The organism is Dryocola sp. LX212, assembly GCA_041504365.1.
Taxonomy (GTDB): Bacteria; Pseudomonadota; Gammaproteobacteria; order Enterobacterales; family Enterobacteriaceae; genus Dryocola.
On record CP167917.1, the window covers coordinates 2,146,011 to 2,170,352 of the forward strand.

The 24,342-nt window shown below is 56.4% G+C and carries 22 protein-coding genes; 17 read left to right on the forward strand and 5 right to left on the reverse strand.

Annotated features, from left to right (window positions below; translation table 11 throughout):
- Positions 1-25: 25 nt before the first annotated feature.
- The 6 genes from ACA108_10280 to aldA all read left to right on the forward strand — a co-directional run bounded on the left by ACA108_10280 (position 26) and on the right by aldA (position 6,883).
- Positions 26-1,273 carry an MFS transporter gene (locus ACA108_10280; GenBank protein XEX97852.1) on the forward strand — a complete coding sequence of 416 codons (1,248 nt, stop codon included), beginning with the start codon at positions 26-28 and terminating at the stop codon, positions 1,271-1,273.
- Positions 1,263-2,351 (forward strand): Gfo/Idh/MocA family protein, encoded by a 1,089-nt coding sequence (locus tag ACA108_10285; protein XEX97853.1) that lies wholly within the window; start codon positions 1,263-1,265, stop codon positions 2,349-2,351. The genes ACA108_10280 and ACA108_10285 overlap by 11 nt, the downstream gene beginning before the upstream one ends.
- A complete protein-coding gene (locus ACA108_10290) occupies positions 2,351-3,409 on the forward strand; it encodes a sugar phosphate isomerase/epimerase family protein (GenBank protein ID XEX97854.1) in 1,059 nt (352 codons plus the stop codon). The genes ACA108_10285 and ACA108_10290 overlap by 1 nt, the downstream gene beginning before the upstream one ends.
- Positions 3,410-3,411: 2 nt before the next feature.
- On the forward strand, positions 3,412-4,527 hold the full coding sequence (locus tag ACA108_10295; GenBank protein ID XEX97855.1) for a Gfo/Idh/MocA family protein: 1,116 nt from the start codon (positions 3,412-3,414) through the stop codon (positions 4,525-4,527).
- A gap of 75 nt (positions 4,528-4,602) precedes the next feature.
- Positions 4,603-5,223: a LysE family translocator gene (locus ACA108_10300; GenBank protein ID XEX97856.1), complete on the forward strand. Its 621-nt coding sequence runs from the start codon at positions 4,603-4,605 to the stop codon at positions 5,221-5,223.
- A 220-nt stretch (positions 5,224-5,443) separates the two neighbouring features.
- Positions 5,444-6,883 carry an aldehyde dehydrogenase gene (aldA, locus tag ACA108_10305; GenBank protein ID XEX97857.1) on the forward strand — a complete coding sequence of 480 codons (1,440 nt, stop codon included), beginning with the start codon at positions 5,444-5,446 and terminating at the stop codon, positions 6,881-6,883.
- 34 nt (positions 6,884-6,917) lie between these two features.
- On the opposite strand, the gene speG is transcribed toward aldA, so the two are convergent.
- Entirely contained in the window at positions 6,918-7,475 is a 558-nt protein-coding gene (gene speG, locus ACA108_10310; protein ID XEX97858.1) for a spermidine N1-acetyltransferase, read from the reverse strand.
- A gap of 62 nt (positions 7,476-7,537) precedes the next feature.
- Positions 7,538-7,888, reverse strand: a complete 351-nt coding sequence (locus ACA108_10315; protein XEX97859.1) for a DUF1283 family protein — start codon at positions 7,886-7,888, stop codon at positions 7,538-7,540.
- Between the two features lie 109 nt (positions 7,889-7,997).
- Here ACA108_10315 and ACA108_10320 point away from each other — a divergent pair, with 109 nt between their 5' ends.
- The 5 genes from ACA108_10320 (at position 7,998) to ACA108_10340 (ending at position 13,701) form a co-directional block, all read left to right on the forward strand.
- Positions 7,998-8,324 (forward strand): YnfA family protein, encoded by a 327-nt coding sequence (locus ACA108_10320; GenBank protein XEX97860.1) that lies wholly within the window; start codon positions 7,998-8,000, stop codon positions 8,322-8,324.
- A 176-nt stretch (positions 8,325-8,500) separates the two neighbouring features.
- On the forward strand, positions 8,501-9,715 hold the full coding sequence (gene manD / locus ACA108_10325; GenBank protein XEX97861.1) for a D-mannonate dehydratase ManD: 1,215 nt from the start codon (positions 8,501-8,503) through the stop codon (positions 9,713-9,715).
- Between the two features lie 14 nt (positions 9,716-9,729).
- Entirely contained in the window at positions 9,730-10,743 is a 1,014-nt protein-coding gene (locus ACA108_10330) for a Zn-dependent oxidoreductase (protein XEX97862.1), read from the forward strand.
- 74 nt (positions 10,744-10,817) lie between these two features.
- Complete coding sequence (locus ACA108_10335) at positions 10,818-12,110, forward strand: MFS transporter (GenBank protein ID XEX97863.1); 1,293 nt, start codon at positions 10,818-10,820, stop codon at positions 12,108-12,110.
- 139 nt (positions 12,111-12,249) lie between these two features.
- Positions 12,250-13,701 carry a mannitol dehydrogenase family protein gene (locus tag ACA108_10340; protein XEX97864.1) on the forward strand — a complete coding sequence of 484 codons (1,452 nt, stop codon included), beginning with the start codon at positions 12,250-12,252 and terminating at the stop codon, positions 13,699-13,701.
- A gap of 132 nt (positions 13,702-13,833) precedes the next feature.
- Here ACA108_10340 and ACA108_10345 read toward each other — a convergent pair whose 3' ends face one another.
- A complete protein-coding gene (locus ACA108_10345) occupies positions 13,834-14,520 on the reverse strand; it encodes a GntR family transcriptional regulator (GenBank protein ID XEX97865.1) in 687 nt (228 codons plus the stop codon).
- Between the two features lie 93 nt (positions 14,521-14,613).
- Positions 14,614-15,363: a bifunctional NADP-dependent 3-hydroxy acid dehydrogenase/3-hydroxypropionate dehydrogenase YdfG gene (ydfG, locus tag ACA108_10350; protein XEX97866.1), complete on the reverse strand. Its 750-nt coding sequence runs from the start codon at positions 15,361-15,363 to the stop codon at positions 14,614-14,616.
- A 250-nt stretch (positions 15,364-15,613) separates the two neighbouring features.
- On the opposite strand from ydfG, the gene guaD reads away from it, so the two are divergent.
- The 6 genes from guaD to ACA108_10380 all read left to right on the forward strand — a co-directional run bounded on the left by guaD (position 15,614) and on the right by ACA108_10380 (position 23,931).
- Positions 15,614-16,945, forward strand: coding sequence for a guanine deaminase (gene guaD / locus ACA108_10355; GenBank protein ID XEX98073.1), 1,332 nt, complete (start codon positions 15,614-15,616; stop codon positions 16,943-16,945).
- Positions 16,942-18,378: a xanthine dehydrogenase small subunit gene (xdhA, locus tag ACA108_10360; GenBank protein XEX97867.1), complete on the forward strand. Its 1,437-nt coding sequence runs from the start codon at positions 16,942-16,944 to the stop codon at positions 18,376-18,378. The genes guaD and xdhA overlap by 4 nt, the downstream gene beginning before the upstream one ends.
- The gene (gene xdhB / locus ACA108_10365; GenBank protein ID XEX97868.1) at positions 18,368-20,713 is read left to right on the forward strand and encodes a xanthine dehydrogenase molybdopterin binding subunit; all 2,346 of its coding nucleotides are present in this window, start codon (positions 18,368-18,370) and stop codon (positions 20,711-20,713) included. The genes xdhA and xdhB overlap by 11 nt, the downstream gene beginning before the upstream one ends.
- The gene (gene xdhC, locus ACA108_10370) at positions 20,710-21,480 is read left to right on the forward strand and encodes a xanthine dehydrogenase accessory protein XdhC (protein XEX97869.1); all 771 of its coding nucleotides are present in this window, start codon (positions 20,710-20,712) and stop codon (positions 21,478-21,480) included. Before xdhB ends, xdhC begins: the two co-directional genes overlap by 4 nt.
- A gap of 78 nt (positions 21,481-21,558) precedes the next feature.
- Positions 21,559-23,601: a peptidyl-dipeptidase Dcp gene (dcp, locus tag ACA108_10375; protein ID XEX97870.1), complete on the forward strand. Its 2,043-nt coding sequence runs from the start codon at positions 21,559-21,561 to the stop codon at positions 23,599-23,601.
- 141 nt (positions 23,602-23,742) lie between these two features.
- A complete protein-coding gene (locus tag ACA108_10380) occupies positions 23,743-23,931 on the forward strand; it encodes a YdiH family protein (protein XEX97871.1) in 189 nt (62 codons plus the stop codon).
- An 86-nt stretch (positions 23,932-24,017) separates the two neighbouring features.
- On the opposite strand, the gene ACA108_10385 is transcribed toward ACA108_10380, so the two are convergent.
- Positions 24,018-24,266, reverse strand: a complete 249-nt coding sequence (locus tag ACA108_10385; protein XEX97872.1) for a CsbD family protein — start codon at positions 24,264-24,266, stop codon at positions 24,018-24,020.
- Positions 24,267-24,342: the final 76 nt, after the last annotated feature.

Genomic DNA, 24,342 nt, shown 5'->3' on the forward strand with positions numbered 1-24,342 from the left:
TTCAATACTCTGTCGTGGAGGATGTATGTCTTCTCAATCAGCCGTTGGGGCTCAGGTGTTAACCCATAAGTGGGTTATCCCGCGCCTGTCGTTAATGATGTTTCTGGAGTTTTTCGTCTGGGGTGCCTGGTACGTGACGCTGGGCGTGGTGATGGGCAAATACGGGCTGAGCGCGGTAATAGGGGATGCGTACTCCACCGGGCCAATCGCCTCGATTCTTTCGCCGTTCGTGCTCGGGATGCTGGTTGACCGCTTCTTTGCCTCGCAGAAAGTGCTGGGCATTCTGCATCTGGTCGGCGCGGCTCTGCTCTGGTGGCTGCCGGGCATGTTTGAAAGCGGGCAAAGCGGCCTGCTGTGGGTGGTCTTCGCCTACATGCTTTGCTATATGCCGACCATCGCACTCAGCAACAACGTTGCGTTCCACAGCCTGGCAAACAGCGAGAGGGGCTTCCCGATAGTGCGCGCCTTCGGCACCATCGGCTGGATTGTTGCCGGGCTGATTGTCGGGATGAGCGGGCTGTCCGACAGTACCGGCATCTTTACCATGGCCGCCGTCGCCTCGGTGGTGTTGGGCATCTACAGCTTCACGCTGCCAAACACGCCAGCACCGGATCGCGGCAAACCACTTTCCCTGCGTGACCTGGTCTGCGCCGACGCCTTCGCGCTGTTGAAACAAAAGCACTTCATGGTGTTTATCATCTGCGCCACGCTGATCTCCATTCCGCTGGCCGCTTACTACGCCTATGCCGCACCGTTTATCTCCGCGCTGGGCTTCGAGAACGTCAGCGGGGTAATGGCCTTCGGGCAGATGTCCGAGCTACTGTTCATGCTGCTGATCCCGTTCTTCTTCCGCCGCCTCGGCATCAAGATGATGCTGCTGATCGGCATGCTCGCGTGGTTTGCCCGCTACGCCATGTTCGCGCTGAGTATCGCGGAGGAAACCCGCTGGATGATTTACATCGGCATTATCCTGCACGGGGTGTGCTACGACTTCTTCTTCGTTATCGGCTTTATCTATACCGATAAGGTGGCGGGGGACAAGGTGAAAGGCCAGGCGCAGAGCCTGCTGGTGCTGTTCACCTACGGGCTGGGGATGCTCATCGGCTCGCAGATCAGCGGCGCGGTATTCAACCGCTCGGTCACCGCGCAGGGGGCCGAGGCGCTGGTACAGTGGCAGCACTTCTGGTGGATGCCTGCTATCGCCGCGGTCGTGATTGCCGCCATTTTCTTCTTCACCTTCCATTACAAAGAAGGTGCGAATAATGGCAGATAGGGCACTCCGGGTGCTGGTAGTGGGCTGCGGCAATATGGGCGCGGCTCACGCTCTGGCCTATCAGGCGCTACCGGAATTTACTCTCTGCGGGCTGCTCGCCCGTGGGGACTCTAAACATCGCCTCCGGCAGCAGCTGGGGGCCGATATTCCGCTGTTCGACGATATGCAGGTGGCAATTATACAAACACAGGCGGATGCGGTCTGCATCGCCACCTGGCCGGACAGCCATGAAGTGCTGGCGCTGACGGCGCTCGCTGCGGGCTGCCATGTGTTTATCGAGAAACCCATCGCCACCACCGTATCCGGCGCGAAGCGCGTGGTGGCAACGGCCCAGCTGGCGGGTAAAAAACTCGTCGTTGGTTATATTCTTCGTCATCACCCGGTCTGGCAGCAGTTTATCGAACTGGCGCATACCCTCGGCAAACCGCTGGTGATGCGCATGAACCTCAACCAGCAGAGCGCCGGGGCCGCCTGGCACACCCATAAAATGCTGATGCAGTCGCTGTCGCCGATCGTGGACTGCGGCGTGCACTATCTGGACGTGATGTGCCAGATGACCCAGTCCAGCCCGCTGTCGGTCAGCGCCATAGGCGTGCGGTTAACCGATCAAATCCCGGCAAAACAGTTTAATTACGGCCAGCTTCAGGTGCGCTTTGCCGACGGCTCGGTGGGCTGGTACGAGGCGGGCTGGGGGCCGATGATGAGCCAGATGGCGTTCTTTATTAAGGACGTTATCGGGCCGGAGGGTTCCGTCTCCATCGTCGCCTGCGAGGCGGGCGGCGAAGGGCGGTCCGCCAGCGTTGAAGCCCATACCCTCACCGAATCCCTGCGCCTGCATCATTCCCGGCTGAACGCCGACGGCGAATTTGCCGCGCCGGACGAGTGGATAAGTGCCGACGGCGAACCCGACCACTACGAACTCTGCCGCCTGGAACAGAAGTTCTTTGCCCGCGCAATTTTTGACGATAACGATTTAACGCAGCACCAGCAGCAGGCTATCGAGAGCCTGGCTGTGGTGCTGGCGGCTGACCTCGCGGCGCGCGAGCAGCGCATGGTGAACATTAAGGAGGTGTTGTAATGAAAACGCTAAAAGGGCCATCCATTTTTCTTTCCCAGTTTATCGGCGACAGGCCGCCGTTTAACTCCCTGGAAACCCTGGCGGCCTGGGCTGCCGGGCTGGGCTACAAAGCGGTGCAAATCCCGACGCATCTGCCGCATATTTTCGATCTGCGCAAAGCAGCTGAAAGCAAAGATTACTGCGCGGAAATCAGCGGCACGCTGGCTAATGTCGGCCTGCAAATCAGCGAACTTTCTACACATCTGCAGGGCCAGCTTATCGCCGTGCATCCTGCTTACGACGCCGCCTTTGCTGGCTTTGCCCCGCCGGAGCTGGCGCACGATGCAAAAGCCCGCCAGCAGTGGGGCGTTGAAAGCCTGAAGCAGGCGGCACGGGCTTCGCAAAACCTGGGCCTGAAGGCCCATGCTACCTTTTCCGGCGCGCTGGCCTGGCCATATTTCTACCCGTGGCCGCCGCGCAATGCCGTACTTATCGATGAAGCCTTTAAGGAGCTGGCAAACCGCTGGCGGCCCGTGCTGGACGTCTTTGATGAGGCAGGCGTCGACGTCTGTTTTGAGCTGCATCCCGGTGAAGATTTGCATGATGGCGTCACATTTGAGCGTTTTCTAGGACTGGTTGATAATCATCCGCGCTGCAATATCCTTTATGACCCGAGCCATATGCTGCTGCAGCACATGGATTACCTCGGGTTTATCGATCTCTATCACTCCCGTATTAAGGCATTCCACGTAAAAGACGCGGAGTTTCAACGCTCTGCCCGCAGCGGCGTATATGCGGGATTCCAGCCGTGGGTGGAGCGTCCGGGGCGTTTCCGTTCGCTGGGGGACGGGCAGGTCGATTTCAAAGGCATTTTCAGCAGGCTCGCGCAGTACGGCTATGAAGGGTGGGCTACGCTTGAATGGGAGTGCTGTCTGAAATCGGGCGAAGCGGGCGCGCGCGAAGGGGCGAAATTTATCGCCGACCACATCATTCCCGTTGCCGACTACGCTTTTGATGATTTTGCCCATAGCGAAAGCAACGGTGCGGCGGTGCGTAAAATGCTCGGGCTGGAGGGTTAACGATGAAACGCATACGGTTAGGCATGGTGGGCGGCGGTGAAGGTTCGTTTATCGGCGGCGTGCATCGTATTGCCGCACGTCTTGACGACCAGTTTGAGCTGATTGCGGGCGCGTTTTCCTCATCCCCGGAGGTAGCAAAACGCAGCGGTGAAGCGCTGTTTGTTGAGCCAGACCGCAGCTATGAAAGCTGGCAGGAGATGGCAGAACAAGAGGCCGCAAGATCGGATGGTATTGAAGCCGTAGCCATCGTCACGCCTAACTTCCTGCACGTTCCCATTGCCAAAGCGTTCGTTGAAAAGAAAATTCATGTCATCTGCGACAAGCCGCTGGGCGTCAGCCTTGCGGAAGGGGAAGAGCTGGCGTTTCTCATCAACCAGAGCGGCTCGCATTTTATTCTGACCCATAACTACAGCGCGCTGCCGATGGTGCGCGAGGCGCGAGCGCGGATCGCCAACAGTGAGATTGGCGATATCCGCAACGTAGAGGTGGAATATTTGCAGGGCTGGCTGAACGACCGGCTGGAGCTGACGGATAACAAACAGGCGAGCTGGCGCGGCAAAGCACAGTTCGCTGGGGCCGGGGCGATTGGCGACATTGGCACCCACGCCTGGCAGCTGGCGGCATTTGTCACCGGTATGGAGCCGGAAGCCATTCGCGGTGAGCTGCTGACCCGCATTGAAGGGCGTGAGCTGGACGACGAAGTTTATGCCGAAATGCGTTACGCCAACGGCGCGCGGGGCCGCCTGTGGGCAAGCCAGGTTGCCCCGGGCTTTGAAAACGATCTACGTTTGCGGATAGTCGGCAGCAGGGGCAGTATGTGCTTCCGCCAGCAGCAGCCGGAGATGCTGGAGATCCATCCGCTGCACGGAAATAGTTACGTTGTCACGCGCAACGGCGTCAATAATCATGATTCAATCCGCCACCAATGCCGCACCCCGGCGGGCCACCCGGAGGGGTATCTGGAAGGCTTCGCGCAAATCTACCGTGAGGCGGCAACGAAAATTCGCGGTGGCACGACGCCCTTATTACCGGGAATTGTTGAAGGCCTGTCCGGCATGCGCTTTATCGAAACCCTGCGCGCCAGCAGCAACCAGGGCGGGGTATGGATGGACTGGTGATTCATCAATCATGAGATCTCTTCAATTGAGCGGATGTCAAATTTTCAGTAACATCCACTCTTTCGGAGAGACAAAATGTCCGTCGCTGATGCACTTCTTGCTTATTCCCTCGCCGCCTTACTCCTCACGCTTACTCCAGGTCTTGATACCGCGCTTATTCTGCGCACCGCCACCGTTGAAGGCGGTAAGAAAGCATTTCATGCCGCGCTCGGCATAGACGCCGGGTGTTTTATCTGGGGAGCGGTGGTTGCTTTTGGCCTCGGTGCTTTACTCGCTGCTTCTGAACTGGCCTATGACGTACTCAAATACTGCGGAGCGGCGTATTTATGCTGGCTGGGCGTTCAGCTGCTCATCCGACCGCGCCATACGTTTGATGCTTTTCAGTCCGATGCCCAACCCGGCGATAACTGGTTTTTCCGGGGGATGTTGGGCAACGTTCTCAATCCCAAAATGGGCGTTTTTTACGTCTCTTTTCTGCCGCAGTTTATCCCGGCGGGGCACTCCCCGGTGATCTGGACTTTTCTCCTCGTCGCGATTCACGTGTTTATTGGTACGCTCTGGTCGCTGACGCTGATTGTCACTACCCGCTACGCGTCGAACCTGTTCAACATTCCCGCCGTAGTGAAATGGATGGACCGAGCAACGGGCGGCTTATTTATGCTGTTTGCCGCAAAACTGGCAATCAGCAGCCGCTGAAATATGCCCGTATTGACCGTTTTAAATGCAATGCCGCTAAAACGGTCAGCCTCATGTTGTTAATATGTAAATAAAATATCCTTCTTGGGTTGAATATATTGAGTGTCATCACAAAAAATGACCGTTTTGCCCGAACAGGACTTTTAAATGCCTAAAATGGTTACAAATACTTTACGCATCGATAACAGCAGACATTCATCTGCACATTCAGGAGACGGTCATGACGGCACCCGTACAGCACCCGATGTACATCAACGGTCAGTTTGTTCAGTGGCAGGGCGATAAGTGGATTGACGTGATTAATCCGGCTACCGAAGAGGTGATTTCCCGCATTCCGGACGGCAGCGCGCAGCAGGCTCGCGACGCGATTGATGCCGCTGCCAGCGCGCAGGATGCGTGGGAAGCGCTGCCTGCTATCGAGCGGGCGGGCTGGCTGCGTAAAATCGCCGTTGGCATTCGTGAACGTGCGGCGGCCATCAGCGCGCTGATTGTTGCCGAGGGGGGCAAAACCCAGCAGCTGGCTGAGGTGGAAGTGGCCTTTACCGCCGATTATCTGGATTACATGTCCGAGTGGGCGCGCCGCTACGAAGGTGAAATCCTGCAAAGCGACCGGCCTGGCGAAAACATTCTGGTCTTTAAGCGTGCGCTGGGCGTCACCACCGGCATCCTGCCGTGGAACTTCCCGTTCTTCCTGATTGCCCGCAAGCTTGCGCCAGCGTTAATCACCGGCAATACCATCGTCATTAAACCGAGTGAGTTCACGCCGAATAACGCGATTGCTTTCGCAGAAATAGTTCACGACATCGGCCTGCCAAAAGGCGTGTTCAACCTGGTGCTGGGTCGTGGCGAAACCGTGGGCCAGGAGCTTGCCGGTAACCCGAAAGTGGCGATGGTCAGCATGACCGGCAGCGTCACTGCGGGCGAGAAAATCATGGCGGCAGCGGCTAAAAACATCACTAAAGTCTGTCTGGAGCTGGGCGGCAAGGCCCCGGCTATCGTGATGAACGATGCGGATCTGGACATCGCGGTAAAAGCCGTCGTGGACTCCCGCATGATCAATACCGGGCAGGTCTGTAACTGCGCGGAACGCGTATACGTGCAGAAGGGCATTTACGACGAGTTTATTACCCGCCTCAGCGAAGCATTTAAACAGGTTAGCTTTGGGGACACCGGGGAGCGTAACGACGTGGCAATGGGGCCGCTGATTAACGCCGCCGCGCTTGAGCGCGTGGAACAGAAGGTGGCACAGGCGGTGAAAGAAGGCGCTCGCGTATTGACCGGGGGCAAAACGCCGGAGGGCAAAGGCTACTTTTATCCGCCAACGCTGCTGGTCGACGTGCGCCAGGATATGACCATCATGCACGAAGAGACCTTTGGTCCGGTGCTGCCTGTGACAACCTTTGATACGCTGGACGAAGCGGTGGCGATGGCGAACGACAGCGACTACGGTCTGACGTCCTCAATCTATACCCGCGACCTGAATACCGCCATGAAGGCGATAAAAGGGCTTAAGTTCGGCGAAACATACATAAACCGCGAGCACTTTGAAGCGATGCAGGGGTTCCATGCGGGCTGGCGCAAATCGGGGATCGGTGGAGCGGACGGGCGTCACGGCCTGAATGAATACCTGCAGACCCAGATGGTCTATCTGCAGGCTTAGCCTTCAATGCTGGGGGCTTGCCCCCAGCAATAATTTACTGCGCGGTCGGTTTTAAAATCGAGCCAGTTGGGCGATGGGCATCCAGATACTGCTGCTGGAAAATGCACATGCGGATCGTGTTGCGGTACTCGCCGTTGATAAAGAACTCGTGTATGAGCTCTCCCTCCACCATAAAACCCAATTTCTTGTAGATGTGCACGGCTTTGGCGTTCTCTTTATCCACGATCAGGTAGAGCTTGTAGAGATTCAGGACGGAAAAGCCGTAGTCCATCGCAAGCTTAGCGGCTCGGGAGGCCAGCCCTTTGCCCTGAAAATCCGGTGCGATGATTATTTGAAACTCGGCGCGACGGTGAACGTGGTTGATCTCGACCAATTCCACCAGGCCTGCTTTCTCGCCGTTGCATTCCACCACAAAGCGGCGTTCGCTCTGGTCGTGGATGTGCTTATCATACAGGTCGGAAAGCTCAACGAAGGCTTCATAAGGCTCTTCAAACCAGTAGCGCATCACGCTCGCGTTGTTGTCCAGCTGATGGACGAAACGTAAATCTTCACGTTCAAGAGGGCGCAGCCTGATGCTGAGTTCGGTACTCATGGGGATTCCTTTCTGGATAAATAAGGCTTCAGAAGAGAAGCCCTATCGGTTCAATGCAGCTATTACGGCGTGATGGCGCGACCGGTACGACGATCGAGACAGCGCAGCGTATTGGGTTCCCAGTAGGCGTTCACGTTCGCGCTTTGCTGGCAGTTGTCGCGGTTGTCGAAGGCGACGTCGTCTTTATCCCACTCTTTTTCCGCACGTTTGTTCACTTTTTGACGCAGAGAGCGTGTGTCATTCCATTGTTCTTTGTCCATCGCTGCATCCTGACGTGTTTGCGCGTTGTCCCCGGACTCAATAATCAGCTTGCTGGTTTCTGCCTGAGCCGGTTGGGTTAACGCAAATGCACTCATCAGTAACGCCAGTGGCAGTAAAGCCTGAGAAAGACGTTTACGAAGGATTGTGTTCATTGCAGTTTCCTTTTAAGGTGAAGCACGATTCATCATTACTATACCACTGTGGATCCAGTGCGCCACAGGGTGAGCCAGTTAGTCATTATTATCCCTGACATAGTTCAATATGATCAAAACAACATTGCTGTTTTTTGCGACCGCGCTTGCTGAAATTCTCGGCTGCTTCCTGCCGTGGCTGTGGCTCAAGCGTGGGGCATCGCCTTTGCTCCTGCTGCCAGCCGCCTGTTCGTTGGCTATTTTTGTCTGGCTTTTAACTTTACACCCTGCCGCCAGCGGGCGCGTGTATGCCGCTTACGGCGGCGTTTATGTTGTCACGGCGCTGCTTTGGCTCAGGGTGGTCGATGGCGTAAAACTTAGCCATTACGACTGGATTGGCGCCGGCGTAGCTTTCTGCGGCATGCTGATTATCGTGGCCGGCTGGGGCCGCGCCTGAACTCTGTTACTGCCGGTTTTACCCTCTGTTTCCCTTCCCGTTAGCCATCCTTAAGTCACGCTGAAAAGTGTGACTCAGTCTGTCAAAATCGAATAAATATACTTGTATGGTAGTTCGTTCAGCGGTAGTTTTCTGCTCATTGTCGACCTGGAAACCTCCGTAGTAAGGAAAGCAGAATGAAAATTGTGAAGGCTGAAGTATTTGTCACCTGTCCCGGCCGTAACTTTGTTACGTTAAAAATTACCACCGACGATGGAATGACCGGCATAGGCGACGCCACCCTTAACGGACGCGAACTGCCGGTGGCTTCTTATTTGCAGGATCATGTTTGCCCGCAGCTGATAGGGCGTGATGCACACCGCATCGAAGATATCTGGCAATTCTTTTATAAAGGCGCTTACTGGCGTCGCGGTCCGGTAACCATGTCTGCGATTTCCGCCGTTGATATGGCGCTGTGGGATATTAAAGCCAAAGCCGCAGGCATGCCGCTGTACCAGCTGTTGGGTGGGGCATCCCGCGAGGGCGTGATGGTTTACTGTCACACCACCGGCCACTCGCTTGATGATGTGCTTGAGGATTACGCTCGTCATAAGGATATGGGCTTCAAAGCCATTCGCGTGCAGTGCGGAGTGCCGGGTATGAAAACCACCTACGGCATGTCAAAAGGTAAGGGGCTGGCTTACGAGCCTGCTACAAAAGGGGTCTGGCCGGAAGAGCAGCTGTGGTCCACAGAAAAGTACCTCGACTTCACACCGAAGCTTTTCGACGCCGTGCGCAGCAAGTTCGGCTATGAAGAACATCTGCTGCACGACATGCACCACCGCCTGACGCCGATCGAAGCGGCGCGCTTCGGCAAGAGCATTGAAGATTACCGTCTGTTCTGGATGGAAGACCCGACGCCTGCGGAAAACCAGGAGTGCTTCCGTCTCATTCGCCAGCACACCGTCACGCCGATTGCCGTCGGCGAAGTTTTCAACAGCATCTGGGACTGCAAGCAGCTTATCGAAGAGCAGCTAATCGACTATATCCGCACCACCATTACCCACGCGGGCGGCATCACAGGGATGCGCCGCATCGCCGATTTTGCTTCGCTTTATCAGGTGCGTACCGGTTCACATGGCCCGTCGGATCTCTCCCCGATCTGCATGGCCGCCGCGCTGCACTTTGACCTGTGGGTACCGAACTTCGGCGTGCAGGAATATATGGGCTACTCCGAACAGATGCTGGAAGTGTTCCCGCACAGCTGGACGTTCGATAACGGCTATATGCATCCGGGCGAGAAGCCGGGGCTGGGCATCGAATTTGATGAAAAGCTGGCGGCGAAATACCCGTATGAACCCGCTCATCTGCCGGTAGCCCGTCTGGAAGATGGCACCTTGTGGAACTGGTAACAGGAGAATAAGAAATGAAAAGCATCACTATTCAGACACCAGGAAAATTAGAGATTGAGGAACGCCCGCTTATTAATCCCCAGTCTGGCGAAGTCCGTATTAAAGTATCCAGCGCCGGAATATGTGGTTCGGATGTACATATTTATCGTGGACACAATCCATTTGCGAAATACCCGCGCGTAATCGGCCATGAGTTCTTTGGCCATATTGACGCGGTCGGCGAGGGCGTGGACGCGTCGCGCATTGGAGAGCGTGTAGTAGGCGACCCGGTGGTGAGCTGCGGACACTGTTATCCCTGTTCTGTTGGTCGTCCTAACGTATGCGCTGAGCTTCAGGTCATTGGCGTACACCGCGATGGTGGTTTCAGCGAGTTTGTTACGCTGCCCGCTAAAAATGCCCACGTGGTGCCGGACAGTATTCCCGATAACGAAGCAACGATGGTGGAGCCGTTCACCATTGCCGCCAACATTTGCAGCCAGCTAAACCCTGGCCCGTTAGACACGGCGCTGGTGTATGGCGCAGGCCCAATGGGGCTGAGCTCGATCCAGGTGCTGCGTGGCGTCTACGGCGTGAAAGAGATTATCGTGGCGGACCGCATTGATGAGCGTCTGGCAATGGCAAAGCTTAACGGTGCTGACGGGGTTATCAACAACACGAATATCGATTTAAAAAGTTGGCTGGAAGAAAAGGGCATTCGCCCAACGGTAATTATTGACGCCGCCTGCCATCCATCAATTCTGCCGGAAGCCATTAGCCTCGCATCCCCGGCCGCACGCATCGGTATTATGGGCTTCTCCTCGGATCCTTGCGTTATCAGCCAGCAGGGCATAACCAGTAAAGAGCTGTCTATTTTCAGCTCACGCCTGAACAGTAACCGCTTCCCGCAGGTAATCAGCTGGATGGTGGAGAAAAAAATCCAGCCGGAGAAATTAATAACCCACCAGTACCCTTATACCGAGGTGCTGGAGGCGATGAAGATATTTGAAGAAGACCAGAAGCACTGCTGCAAGGTTCTTTTGAAATTTTAAACCACACATCATTACGCTCATTTCGTTGTTTTGCGTACCCTACAAAATAGTAAGACCGTATTTATGGAGTAGTTATGGCTAAGAATTTACGCTGGATAATCGTACTGTTGCTGTTTTTAGTCTATATGATCAATTATCTCGACCGGGTCGCGTTATCTATTACCTTACCGATGATCGAAAAGGATCTGACCATTAATGCCGAAGAGTTCGGGATGATATTCGGCAGCTTCTTCTTTGGCTACGCGTTATTTAATTTCATCGGCGGTCTGGCGGTGGATAAGTTCGGCCCGATGGTCGTTTTGGGCAGCGCGGTCGGCCTGTGGTCTATCTTCTGCGGGATGACGGCGCTCGCCACCGGCTTCTGGTCGATGCTCATTCTGCGCGTGCTGTTCGGTATGGCGGAGGGACCGATTTGCTCCTCTGCTAACAAGATGATCAACGGCTGGTTCCCGCGAAAACAGGCGGCGACTGCTGTCGGCTTCCTCAGCGCCGGTTCGCCATTGGGCGGTGCGGTTGCCGGGCCAATCGTGGGTTATCTGGCACTTTCGTTCGGCTGGCGCCCGGCGTTTATGATCATCTGCTCCATCGGTATCATCTGGATGCTGGTCTGGTTCTTTATCGTGGCAGACAGCCCGGAGAAAAGCCGTCGCGTCAGCGTGGAAGAACAGGCTTTTATTGCTGAGCTTAAAGCACAGGATGACGCAGCTAACAGCGGCCTGAATGATGATGCTTCCGACCATACTTTGGGGCACTACCTCAAGCAGCCAATTATCCTGGTCACCGCTTTTGCCTTCTTCTGCTACAACTACATTTTATTCTTCTTCCTGAGCTGGTTCCCGTCTTACCTGGTACAGGCTCACGGCCTGAATATTAAGGAGATGAGTATCACTACCGTGATCCCGTGGATCGTTGGCTTTGTTGGCCTGGCACTCGGCGGCGTTATTTCCGACGCTATTTTACGCATCACCGGAAAATTACTGCTCTCCAGAAAAATTGTCTTAGTGGTTTGCTTACTGGCGGCGGCTATCTGCGTTGCGCTTGCAGGCTCGGTCAGCTCGGTTGTTCCGGCCGTCATCCTGATGTCCATCTCGATCTTCTTCCTGTACGTCACCGGTTCTATTTACTGGGCAATTATTCAGGACGTGGTCACTAAAAAGCGTATCGGTAGCGTCAGCGGGTTTATTCACTTTGTCGGCAGCATCTCCGGGATTATCGGCCCGATTGTCACCGGCTTCATCGTGCAGAATACCGGCAAGTTTGATAGCGCCTTTATCCTCGCAGGGGTCGTGGCTGCCGTCGGTGCGGTTTTAGTCTTCTTCGTCATCAAACAGCCAAAAGCGGTTAAGCCGCTGGCGGTGACGCATTAACTGAAAGAAGTGTGAGTTGTCATACAACTTTTGAAGGAGTGTCATACCAAATGACGTAACATTAACTCAAATCAACATGCAGACTACCATGGCAGGTAGTCTGTGGCTGTCCCGAGATCCCTAATCAGCGAGTTTAAAAATGGAAAACAAGTTTTTAAATGCAAAAGCCACCGTCCCGCGCTACGACCGTAACAAACTTGTTCCGCGCATCATTCACCTGGGCTTCGGCGCATTTCATCGGGCGCACCAGGCCGTCTATGCCGATATCCTTGCCCAGGAGCACGGCAGCGACTGGGGCTATTGCGAAGTAAACCTGGTCGGCGGTGAACAGCAGATTACCGACCTCAAACAGCAGGATAATTTATACAGCGTGGCTGAAATGTCCGCCGACGGCTGGCAGTGCCGTGTGGTAGGCGTAGTGAGGAAGGCGATTCACGGACAGGTTGACGGCTTGGAAGCCGTATTTGATGCCATGATGCAGCCGGAAGTGGCGATTGTTTCCCTCACCGTGACGGAAAAGGGCTACTGCCACGCTCCGGCCACGGGGACCATCCTGATGGATCACCCGTTTATCGTGCATGACCTGGCAAACCCGCACCAGCCGCAGTCCGCACCGGGCGTGATTGTCGAAGCGCTGGCGCGCCGTAAAGCCGCCGGACTGCCTCCGTTTAGCGTGATGTCCTGCGACAACATGCCTGAGAACGGCCACGTGACCCACAACGTGATCACCGCTTTAGCCGACGCTATCAGTCCGGAGCTGGGCGCCTGGATCAAAGCTAACGTCACGTTCCCGTCAACAATGGTAGACCGCATTGTGCCAGCCGTGACGCCAGAAACTCTGGCGCTGGTTGAGCAGGCGACAGGCGTAGCGGATCCGGCGGCGGTGGCCTGTGAACCGTTCCGCCAGTGGGTTATCGAAGATAATTTTGTTGCCGGGCGTCCGGCGTGGGAAAAAGCAGGCGCTGAGCTGGTTAAGGACGTGCTGCCGTACGAAGAGATGAAGCTGCGGATGCTTAACGGCAGCCACTCCTTCCTGGCCTATCTGGGCTATCTGGCGGGCTACCAGCATATTTCTGACTGCATGCAGGATGAAAACTACCGCCGCACCGCCCATGCGCTGATGCTTAACGAACAGGCTCCTACGCTTAAAGTGCAGGGCGTTGATTTAGGCAAGTACGCAGATTCGCTGATTGCCCGTTACACCAACCCGGCGCTGAAGCATCGCACCTGGCAAATCGCCATGGACGGCAGCCAGAAGCTTCCGCAGCGTTGGCTGGACTCCATTCGCTGGCATCTGGCGAACGGCAGCCGTTTTGATCTGCTGGCGCTGGGCGTGGCGGGCTGGATGCGCTATGTCGGCGGCGTGGACGAGCAGGGCGAAATAATCGAAGTCAGCGATCCGCTTCTGTCGGCAATTCAGGAGGCGGTTTCAGGAAGCAAAGAAGGGGAAAACCGTGTGCAGGCGCTGCTGGGGCTGAAAACCATCTTTGGCGAAGATTTACCGGCAAACGAGAAATTCGTGAAGCAGGTGACAGAAGCTTACCTTGCGGTGCGCGAAAACGGCGCTAAAGCAACAGTGGCGAAGTACTGATTGGCCGGGCGTCATCCGTCAGATTTTGTCGGATGACGCTGCGCTTATCCGACCTACGAAAGCTGGAATGTCGGATGACGCTGTACTTATCCGAACTAAGAAAGCCTTAGCGCCTTCCACCCTACTTTACTATCAATCCTCGCTAAACCAATCTCTGTTCTCCTGACGGATCAACAGGATGGACTGACTTATCTCATGCAGATGTCGGTGCATTGCCTGATCCACATCGTGCTCATTATGCCTTTGTAACGCTTCGAAAATGTCGTAATGCTGCGCCAGCAGCATGTCTGGCGGTGAGACGTGATCGAGACTCATGTAACGCACCCGGTCCATTGTCGCCTTAATGTTTTCCACCGTGTCCCACGCAAGCTGGCAGTCTGCCACCAGCGCGAGCTGATGATGAAACTCGTCATCCAGCTGGAAAAAGTCGTCCAGCTGGTGACGATCAATCGCCACGCGCTGCTGGCTCAGAAGCTGTTCAAGCTGATAAAGATGGCTGTCCGTCGCCATGCTTGCCGCCCGTTTTACCACCGCGCGCTCAATCGCCTCGCGGATAAAGCAGCCGTTTTTAACATGCGTGACGGAAATCCTGTTCACGTAGGTTCCGCGCTGCGGGCGTATCTGCACCAGGCCCGTTTCGGCGAGCTTGATAAACGCTTCGCGCACCGGCTGACGGGAAACGTTAAAACGTACGGAAACTTCTTTTTCAGAGAGCGGCGTGCCCGGCGGGATCAGACAACGAACGATATCACTGCGCAGAATACGATAAATTTGCTGATTAACGGGCTGCGTAGGATTGAGAACCGAAGGTGATGGCATGGCTTTGTTCTTATTTAGAAAACTTAACTAAATTTACCACCGATCGGAGGGATCTCCCATACCCGAACATTTAATCCGGGTAGGGGAAAAGCATTAGCCTTCGCGGTGAACGCTTAGTCCGGCAAAGGTCTGGCTGACCGGCATCATCTCAAGGGTGTTGATGTTGACGTGCTTCGGCAGTGTCGCGACCCACCAGACGGCTTCCGTCACGTCTTCCGGCGTCAGGGCGTTAGCGTTTTCGTAGGTTTTACCCACTTTTTCGTCATCGCCCTTGAAGCGCACGTTAGAAAACTCGGTGCCTTCCACCAGACCGGGTTCGATGTCGGTCACACGAATCGCAGTTTTGTGCAGGTCGGTACGCAGGTTAAGGCTGAACTGGCGAACGAATGCTTTGGTTGCGCCGTAAACGTTGCCGCCAGCGTAAGGCCAGCTCCCGGCGGTTGAGCCGATATTGATGATATGCCCACGGTTGCGCTCGACCATGCCCGGCAGTACGGCGCGGGTCATGTACACCAGCCCTTTATTGTTGGTGTCGATCATCGTTTCCCAGTCGTCGGCATCGGCCTTGTGGGCAGGCTCCATACCGAGCGCCAGACCGGCGTTGTTCACCAGAATATCAATGTCGCGCCATTCGGCAGGCAGGTGTTCCATCGCCTGTTCGATGGCGGCGCGGTTACGCACGTCCAGCTGCAGGGTGAGGACGCTGTCGCCCAGCTCTTCCTGCAGCTCCTGTAAGCGCTCCTGACGACGGCCGGTAGCAATTACTTTGTGTCCGTTCTGGATGAAACGACGGGTGATGCTCTCACCAAAGCCAGCGGTGGCGCCGGTTACCATAATAATCATGTCACTGTTCCTCAACGCTTTTACGTCTTTATACCTTAGCATGGCTGTCGGGCCTGCGATAAACGAAGTTTTCCGCTGCGCAAAAGTAGTGCAGCGCTAAGCATCTGCTGCTATATGAAGGTGCAGTTTGTGAACATTGCTCTTTTGTTGCGCAACCCGTTTACAAAGCAACCGTTTGCAATCACCTTTTAATCTGGCATCAAGATTGCAACAGTACGTTGACTATTCCTCAGCATTTACGGGTACGGCGATGGTGGTTAATTATACGCAGGCGATACGCGGCCAGTTTTTTGATATCGCGAAAGTGGGGGCCAGCCCCGAGGCGCTGAAGACCAACGCTCGTCATCTGGACGACGGTCTTCTGTTTCTGAACGGCGGCACCATTGCCGCGCTGTTACCCTGGGAAGAAGGGCGCGGCCTGCTGCGCCATGAAACTGATTATCTGGATAGTCGCGACAAACTTATCCTGCCGGGGTTTGTGGATACCCATCTGCACTATCCGCAAACGGAGATGATTGGCGCCTACGGCGAGCAGCTTCTGGAATGGCTGGAAACTTACACTTTCCCGGTGGAGAGCCAGTATCAATGCCGTGACCATTCAGCGCGGATGTCTGTATTTTTCCTTAATCAGCTACTAAGCAACGGCACGACGACAGCCCTTGTGTTTGGTACGGTACACCCGCAGTCCGTAGATGCGCTGTTCAGCGCGGCTGAACATGTCGGCATGCGGATGATCGCCGGAAAGGTCATGATGGACCGCAACGCGCCGGAGTACCTGACGGAAACCCCGGAGCAGAGCTATCAGCAGACGCGAGAACTGATTCTGCGCTGGCATAAGCGGGGCCGTCTCAATTACGCGCTGACCCCACGGTTTGCCCCAACATCTTCCCCGGAGTTACTGGCTGCGGTGCAGAAGCTGCGCGAAGAATTCCCGGACACCTGGGTCCATACCCACCTGAGCGAAAACACCAGCGAAGTGGACTGGGTCAAAGCCCTGTGGCCTGCGCACGCCAGCTATCTCGGCGTTTACCATCATTACAATCTAACGGGTAAACGCAGCGTGTTTGCCCACGGTATCCATCTTCAGGAGTGCGAGTGGGACTGTCTGCACGACACCGACTCAGCTTTGGCCTTTTGCCCGACCTCAAACCTGTTTCTCGGCAGCGGCCTGTTTAACCTGAAACAGTGTCAGCATAAGCAGGTACGCATGGGAATCGGCACCGATGTTGGCGCCGGGACGACGTTTAATATGCTGCAAACCCTGGCGGAAGCCTACAAGGTGGCGCAGCTGCAGAGTTATCGCCTGTCAGCTTGTGAAGCGTTCTACCATGCCACCCTTGGCGGCGCACACGCGCTGGATCTGGACGGCAAGATTGGCAACTTCCAGACCGGCAAAGAGGCCGACTTCGTGATCCTCGACCCGGCGGTTACCCCGCTGCAAAAACTGCGCTACGCCAATAGCCGCGATATCTACGAGAAGCTGTTTATCCTGATGACGCTCGGGGATGACCGCAATATCTGGCAAACATGGGTCGACGGAAAATGCGCCTGGCAGCGAGACGAGCTGGAGGTGGCGGCATGATCCAGTTCCTGCTTAATCAGACGGTGAAAACGCTGGATGATGTCGATCCGAATACCACCGTGCTGAACTGGCTGCGCGGCAGTGAACGGCGCTGCGGTACAAAAGAGGGATGCGCATCCGGGGACTGCGGGGCCTGCACCGTTGTGCTGGGCAGCAGCCACGGCGGGAAGATGCGGTATGACACGGCGAACAGCTGCATTACGCTGATCGGCCAGCTTGACGGTAAGCAGCTGCTGACGGTGGAAGATCTTGCCGATAACGGCGCGCTTCACCCGGTGCAGCAGGCGATGGCGGACTGCCACGCGTCACAGTGCGGCTTCTGTACGCCGGGCTTCGTGATGTCCATGTTTGCGCTGCAAAAAACGCAGGTTGAAGCCACCCGCCACGATATCGAACAGCATCTTGGCGGCAACTTGTGCCGCTGCACTGGCTATCGGCCAATTATCGAGGCGGCGGAGCGGGCCTGTAACATGTCCGCAGATCGGTTCACTCTGCAGGAAGAGCAGACCGCCCGTCGGCTGGAGGCGATGAGCAGCTCGGATACCGCAGTATTAATGAAATCCAATCGCTGTCTGCTGCCGAAAAATCTCGACCAGCTGGCAGAGATTTATCTGCAAAACCCTGAGGCCCGGTTGCTGGCGGGCGGTACCGATCTGGCGCTGAGCATCACCCAGCAGTACAAAACGATGCCTTTAATCATCGGCATCAGCCAGATAAAAGAGCTGCAGGAGATAACCGTCACCGCCGATGAGATCCGCATTGGCTCCGCCGCCACTTTACAGGCCTGTCAGCAGGCGCTGGCCGGTCATATCCCGGCGTTCAGCCAGCTGCTGGAGCGCTTTGCCTCCCGGCAGATTCGTAACCACGGCACCCTCGGCGGCAATCTGGCAAACGCTTCACCCATAGGGGACTGTGCGCCAGTGCTGTTAGCGCTGGATGCGGTACTTGAACTGCGCAGCGGGGCTGAGACTCGCAGGCTGCCGCTCGATCGGTTCTTCCTCGGCTTCCGGCAGACCGCCCTGGCCGCGGGTGAGTTTATCAGCCGTATCGTTATACCTCGCGTGACACTGTCACCAAAATTCAGCGTCTGGAAAGTGTCGAAACGCATGGACGACGATATTTCTACCGTGCTCGGCGCGTTTAACCTTCATCTCAACGAAGGCGTAGTGATGAGCGCCAGAGTAGCCTTCGGGGGGATGGCTGCCGTCCCCGCCAGAGCAAAATGCTGTGAACAGACGCTGATCGGTCAGCCGCTGAATGAAGAGACGCTTGCCAGGGCAAGCCGTGCCCTGAGTGAGGACTTCCAGCCGCTGAGTGATTTTCGCGGCAGCGGTCGCTACCGCCTTGCCGTGGCGCAAAACCTGCTGCGCCGCCTGATGCTGCAAAGCGGCGACGTTCAAATGCCGCTGGAGGTACACAATTATGTCAGCTAACCCGGTTCGCCTCTCTGAACAGGCCCTGATTGAACAGTTTACCCGCGAGCTGACCGGCGGAGCGGGCAGCAGCAGCAGGCATGAAAGCGCCGATAAACAGGTCAGCGGCAAAGCGGAATATATCGACGACAGGCCGGCGTTGCCCGGCCTGCTGCATCTGTGTCCGGTGCTCAGCGAACATGCACACGCCAGAATTGTCAATATTGATGTTAGCGCCTGTCTTGCCGCCCCCGGCGTGGTGCGGGTGTTCGGCTGGCAGAATGTGCCGGGCGAGCTGGATATCGGGCCGCTGGAGCCGGGCGATCCGCTGTTTGCCAGAGAAATTGTCGAGTATCACGGACAGGTCGTGCTGACCGTCGCCGCCGAAACGCCCGAAGCCGCGCGCGCTGCGGCCCAGCTCGCAAAAATTGAATATGAAATTCTTGAGCCTGTGCTGGATGTAGAGGCCGCTCTGGCGCGCAAGAGCTACGTTCAGGAGCCGCATATCCACAAGCGCGGGGACGCGAAATCCGCGCTGGCGGCTGCTGCGCATCGCGTTCAGGGGCAGTTTCACATTGGCGGCCAGGAACACTTTTATCTGGAAGGGCAGATTGCCATGGTGCAGCCCGGCGAGGACGGCAGCGTCACGGTCTGGTCCTCTACCCAGCATCCGACGGAAGTGCAGAAGCTGGTGGCTTCGGTATTGGGCATTTCAATGAATAAAGTGACCGTCGATATGCGCCGCATGGGCGGCGGCTTCGGCGGTAAAGAGACGCAGGCCGCCAGCTTTGCGTGCCATGCCGCACTGGCGGCAACGCTGACCGGCCGCCCGGCAAAAATGCGCGTTTCCCGACGCGACGATATGCGCATCACCGGCAAACGCCACCCGTTCTTTGTGCGTTATGACGTAGGGTTTACCGATGAAGGAATGCTGAACGGCGTGGTTATTGATCTGGCGGCCAACTGCGGCTATTCGCTGGATCTTTCAGGATCGATCTGCGACCGGGCGATGTTCCATGCGGACAACGCCTACTATCTTGGCGACGCGCTGATTACCGGCTACCGCTGCCGTACGAATCTGGCCTCCAATACGGCCTTCCGGGGCTTTGGCGGCCCGCAGGGCATGGTGGCCATCGAGCAGATCATGGACCACATTGCCCGCGAACTGGGACTGGATCCCCTTGAGGTACGCAAACGTAATTATTACGGCGAGCACGAGCGCAATGTTACCCACTACCATCAGACGGTGGAACATAATATCCTGCCGGAAATCACACGCCAGCTGGAAGAGAGCGCAGGCTATGCGGCACGGCGCGCAGAAATAGAAATATTTAATCGCCAGAGTCCCGTGCTCAAACGCGGGCTGGCGCTGACGCCGGTCAAATTCGGCATCTCATTTACATCAAGCTTCCTGAACCAGGCCGGGGCGCTAATTGTTATCTACACCGACGGTACGGTACAGCTCAACCACGGCGGCACGGAAATGGGCCAGGGGCTGAACACCAAAGTGACGCAGATTGTCGCCAGCGTGCTGCAAATTCCTCTGGAGCAGATTCAGGTCTGTGCCACTAACACCGGTAAAGTGCCGAATACCTCGCCGACGGCGGCGTCTTCCGGAACCGATCTCAACGGCAAGGCGGCAGAAAGCGCGGCGCAGACCATAAAAGACCGGCTGGTGGAGATGCTATGCGGGTTACACCGCTGTTCTGCAGAGCAGGTTGAGTTTCGCAACGGCGTGGTAAAAGTACCCGGCCATCATTTTACTTTTGCAGAAGTGGCAAACATGGCGTGGCTGAACCAGGTGCCGCTCTCCGCCAGCGGATTTTATAAGGTGCCAGGCATTCATTACGATCGTGCCGCCGGGCGCGGGCAGCCGTTCTACTATTTCTCCTACGGCGCGGCCTGCTCGGAGGTGATTGTCGATACCCTGACCGGGGAATATCGCCTGCTGCGCACGGATATACTGCATGACGTCGGCACCTCCCTGAACCCGGCGCTGGATATCGGCCAGATAGAAGGGGGCTTTATTCAGGGCGCGGGCTGGCTGACCTGTGAGGAGCTGGTATGGAGCGACAAAGGCCAGCTGATGACCGACAGCCCGATGAGCTACAAAATCCCGGCGATTGGCGATGCGCCTGCGGACTTTCGCGTATCGCTGCTGGCCGGCCACGCCAATCCGCAGCAGACCGTTTATCACTCAAAGGCCGTTGGCGAGCCGCCGTTTATGTTGGGCATTTCAGTGTGGTGCGCCTTGCAGGACGCGGTTGCCAGCGTCAGCGGCTATCGCAAACATCCCTTACTGGATGCGCCCGCCACGCCTGAACGCGTCTTCTGGGGCTGTCAGGAGGCACGATGAACGACGAGTGGATCGGTATTCTGTCGCAGCTGCGCGAGCGTCGCGAACCCTGCGTCCTGCTCACCGTGCTGGAGGAAAAAGGGTCTGTGCCGCGTAACGGCGGCACAAAAATGGTGGTCGGGCCGGAACAAACCTGGCTGACCATCGGCGGCGGGCACCTGGAGTTTCAGTGCATCGCGATGGCCCGTGAAATGCTGGGAAACAGTGCCAGCACGCCACGGGTGGAGCACTTTAATCTGGGGGCGCGGCTGGGCCAGTGCTGCGGAGGGATGACGAAGGTCCTGTTCGAGCCGCTCATCCAGCCGCAGCCGCAGATCATCGTATTTGGCGCGGGTCACGTTGGTAGAGCGCTCGTCTCACTGCTGGCAACGCTGCCATGTCGTATTACCTGGGTCGATGAGCGTCCGGATCAGTTGTTAAACGTGCCGGATGGGGTAAAGGCTGTTCACGCTGAGGATCCGCTTGATGCGGTGGCGGCTGCCGCGCCGGACGGCTACTTTGTCGTCATGACCCACCATCATCCACGCGATCTGGAGCTGGCCGAGGCGATACTCAGGCGCGGGGATTACCGCTATTTTGGCCTGATTGGCTCGCAGACCAAACGCCAGCGTTTTGAATATCGTCTGGAAGGAAAGGGAGTGAGCACCCGGCAGCTTAATACGATGCGCTGCCCGGTGGGGCTTGCGGACGTGAAGGGCAAGCTCCCGGCGGAAATTGCCGTGGCGATTGCGGCAGAGATTATTGCCGTTTATCAGGCAGCCCTCTGAATCAGGCGGATGACGCTGGCGCTTATCCGCCCTACAATCAAGGCAATACTTTCCGTTCACTCCTTTCCGGGGGCCTAAATGTCCGACAACCCGTTCTTCCACGTCAGCCTGTTACCGTACCAGGCACCGCGCTTCGACGAAATCAAAGACAGCCATTACCGTCCCGCTTTCGATGAGGCTAAACGTCTTAAGCTCGCTGAAGTGGCCCTGATCGCGCAGGCCGGTGAAGCACCCACGTTCGAAAATACTATCCTGGCGCTGGAAAAAACGGGGCGGATGCTGTCCCGCGTGACCAGCGTCTTTTTCGCCATGACGGCGGCCCACACCAACGATTATCTGCAGCAGCTGGACGAAGAGTTTGCCAGCGAGCTGGCGGAGCTGGGCGATGACATACGCCTTAATGAAGCCCTGTTTAGCCGTATCGATGCGGTTTATCAGCAGCGTCATGGTTTGGATCTGGACAGCGAGTCTCTGCGCCTGGTGGAGGTCATCTGGCAGCATTTCCATCTGGCGGGTGCTACGCTCAATGCGCAACAAAAATCCCGGCTGAAAATACTCAATAAAGAAGCCGCGCAGCTCAGCAGCCAGTTTAATAACCGCCTGCATGCGGCGGGCAAGGCAGGCGGTCTGGTGCTTGAAAAAGCCTCTCAGCTGGATGGGCTCAGCAGCAGCGAAATCGCCGCGGCTACACAGGCCGCCGAAGACAAGGGGCTGAAAGAGCGCTGGCTGATCCCGCTGCTGAATTTTACTCAGCAGCCCGCGCTGCAATCGTTGAGCGACCGTCAGACCCGTGAAAAGCTTTTCAAAGCCGGATGGGAACGCACTCAGCGCGGCGATGGCAACGACACCCGCGCCATTGTGGCAAGGCTGGCGACGCTGCGCGCGGAGCAGGCTCAGCTGTTAGGTTTCGACAACTACGCGGCGTGGAAAATCGCCGACCAGATGGCGAAAACGCCGGATGCGGCGCTCGGGTTTATGCGTAACATCGTGCCTGCCGCCACGGCGCGCGCGCAGCGCGAACTTGCGGATATCCAGCAGGTAATAGATGCACAGCAGGGCGGTTTTAAGGCGCAGGTCTGGGACTGGGCATTTTACGCCGAGCAGGTGCGCCGGGGGAAGTACGACCTCGACGAAGCGCAGATCAAACCCTACTTCGAACTGAACGGCGTGCTGGACAACGGCATGTTCTGGGCGGCGAGCAAACTGTTCGGCCTTAAATTTGTTGAACGCTTTGATATCCCGACTTATCACCCGGACGTGCGCGTGTGGGAAATCATCGATAAGGACGGGCGCGGCATGGCGCTGTTCTACGGCGATTACTTTGCGCGGGACAGCAAAGGCGGCGGCGCCTGGATGGGGAATTTTGTTGAACAGTCAACCCTGTTCGAAAACGATCCGGTGATTTACAACGTCTGTAACTACGTGAAGCCCGCGGCAGGCGAACCCGCGCTTATCTCCTGGGATGACGTGGTGACGCTGTTCCATGAGTTCGGCCACACGCTGCATGGCATGTTCGCCAGCCAGCGTTACGCCACGTTATCCGGCACTAATACGCCGCGTGATTTTGTCGAGTTTCCTTCACAAATCAACGAGCACTGGGCAAGCCAGCCGGAAGTTTTCGCCAACTACGCACGCCATTATCTGACCGGCGAGCCAATGCCTGAACCACTGCGTGAAAAGCTCTTCAAAGCTGCGCAGTTCAACAAAGGCTACGACATGACGGAACTGTTGGCCGCCGCGCTGCTGGATATGAACTGGCACAGCCTGCAGCCGGGAACGGATGTTTCAGACGTGGCGCAGTTTGAAAGCGGCGCGCTGGAACGAGAAAAGATAAATCTGGCGGCGGTGCCACCACGTTACCGCAGCAGCTACTTCGCCCATATCTTCGGCGGCGGCTATGCGGCAGGGTATTACGCCTATATCTGGACGCAGATGCTGGCAGACGACGGCTACCAGTGGTTTTTGGAGCAGGGCGGATTAACGCCGGAGAACGGCCAGCGTTTCCGCGAGGCGATTTTGTCCCGCGGAAACAGCAGCGATCTGTCTCAGCTCTATCGCGACTGGCGCGGGCACGATCCCTACAGCGAACCGATGCTGAAGAATCGCGGTCTGGCTCAATAAAGGGTGGATGGCGTTTATCCACTCTACAAAACCGGTGGCTGGAGGACGGATGAGCGGCCCGAATAAAACTGACGGTTTTTTGAGCTGGCTATTTATGCTACAATCATTGTCGGTTTCACAACGAACATATTGAGGATTGCAATGAATACCAAAACCAGCCCGGCCACGCTTGCGTTTGAATTTCTTCGTCGCGAAGCAGAGAGCCTGACCCCGGCCCAGTACCTGGTCAAGTTCAACCAGCTTAAGCTTGAGTTTGCGGACTTAATGGAGCTGACCTCGCTAGAACTGCGCGAAGAAATTTCCCACGCACACAGCCTCGGTATTCATTGATTCCTGAGCTCCTGTTGTAAAAAAAGCCACTGTAAACAGTGGCTTTTTTGTTTTATTGCTGTTGAACTATCGGCAAACAAAGTCGGTTATTTACGGCCTAACAGAAAACCGATCACTACACCAATCGCACCCGCGACGGCTAAGCCACCCAGTGGGTTAGAGGAAACCTGATCGCGCACGGTGTCTGCGGCATCCCTTACGGCGTAGCTCGCCTGCGAGGCATATTTTTTTGCCGCACCCGCCGCAGCGTGGTCAGGGCGGTTAGTCTCGCGACCGAAAACTTCCTGTGCTTTACCCGCTGCTTCGTTCAATTTATCTTCGGCTTTCTCAAACATGTCGGACTCCTTAGGTGTGTATTCACCATTGAGTATAGCCAAAGCCCGGAACCTGCCAGCCGCTTTAGGAATGTTC